General features: G+C 64.0%; 2 protein-coding genes. One reads left to right on the top strand and one right to left on the bottom strand.

Annotation, left to right across the window (positions count from 1 at the left end):
• Positions 1-25 precede the first annotated feature (25 nt).
• On the top strand, positions 26-364 hold the full coding sequence (locus A5777_RS23140; RefSeq protein WP_064865058.1) for a DUF2200 domain-containing protein: 339 nt from the start codon (positions 26-28) through the stop codon (positions 362-364).
• A 33-nt stretch (positions 365-397) separates the two neighbouring features.
• On the opposite strand, the gene A5777_RS23135 is transcribed toward A5777_RS23140, so the two are convergent.
• The coding region (locus A5777_RS23135) for a solute carrier family 23 protein (protein ID WP_331710619.1) at positions 398-1382 on the bottom strand (985 nt) is incomplete at its 5' end.

The raw sequence follows: 1382 nt of genomic DNA, 5'->3' as shown, positions 1-1382 counted from the left end.
CCCGGCGACCCGTTACCGTCGAGGAATGCGCCGCATCTTCACTACGAGCTTCGCCGACGTCTACCCGCTCTACGTCGCCAAAGTGGAGCGCAAGGGTCGCACCAAAGCCGAACTCGATCAGGTCATCTGCTGGCTCACGGGATTCGACGACGCCGCGCTCACCCGTCACATCGAGGACGGCACCACCTTCGCGGACTTCTTCGACGACGCGCAGCTCAACCCGCGCGCAGAACTCATCACCGGCGTCGTCTGCGGCAAGCGTGTCGAGGAGATCGACGACCCGCTCATGCGCAAGATCCGCTACCTCGACAAGCTGGTCGACGAACTCGCCAAGGGCAAGGCCATCGAGAAGGTGCTGCGGTAGTTCCAGCGTCCCCGCTGCTGGGCCCATCCCAGCTCAGGCCGGTGTGTCCTGTCCGCGGCTGGAGAACTTGCCGTCGGTGACGTCGTCCCACTTGTCGAACAGGCTCGTCACCTTCGGATCGCCGAGAGCCTTGATCTCGTCGCACAAATCCTTCGGTGCCGACGGGTTGGTGACGATGAACGGATGCAGCCCGGGGTCGTGGTCGGCCAGGATGCGTAGCGTCTGCGGACTCGTGTTCGGGTCCGCGGCGGCGAGTGCGTCGCGCGGATCGAATGCGGCCCCGCGCGGAGCGTCGGACCCCGAGATCCCGACGTTGTCGCCAGCGACGTCGATTTCACCGGTGTTGTGATAATCGACGGGATCGGTAGATGTGCTGCGCCAGTTGAAGACCAGGTTCAGCACGATGGCGCAGATGGCTCCCGCCGAGATTCCCGAGTGGAAGATGGTCTGGAACCAGTCGGGGAACTTGGCGTAGAGATCGAGCGCAACGGGAATCTTGTCGTCGTTGGTGTACGACAGGCTCGCCTCGGTGAGCATCGCGACGCCGATGGAGATCGCGACGACCAGGATGTTGGAGTTGTTGAACTTCACCTTGGTCAACGTCCGCACGCCGCTCGCGGCGACCATGCCGAACAGCGCCACGCCCGCACCACCGAGCACGGGCTGAGGAATGCCCTCGATGATCGCGGCCATCTTGGGAACCAGACCCAGGATCACCAGGATGACGCCCGCGCACGTTGCGACGTGGCGCGACTTGACGTTGGTGATCGCCACCAGCCCGACGTTCTGCGCGAACGCGGTGTACGGGAATGTGTTGAAGATGCCGCCAAGCACGGTGCCTGCACCGTCGGCGCGCATGCCGTCGGCCAGACGCTGCGGCGTGATCTTCTCGTCGACGATCTCACCGACGGCCACGATGTCGCCGGTCGTCTCGGTCATGATGACCAACGCGACGATGATCATCGCGATGATCGAGCTGACGTCGAAGCTGGGGAAGCCGAAGTAGAACGGTTCGGGC

This window comes from Gordonia sp. 852002-10350_SCH5691597 (genome assembly GCF_001665715.1).
Lineage (GTDB): Bacteria > Actinomycetota > Actinomycetes > Mycobacteriales > Mycobacteriaceae > Gordonia > Gordonia sputi.
This window is presented reverse-complemented; position numbering and strand designations above follow the sequence as displayed.

What these genes read in the sequence shown, in the direction of transcription:
- A5777_RS23140 (WP_064865058.1), top strand. Translation starts at nt 26, where the DNA reads ATGCGCCGCATCTTCACTACGAGCTTCGCCGACGTCTACCCGCTCTAC.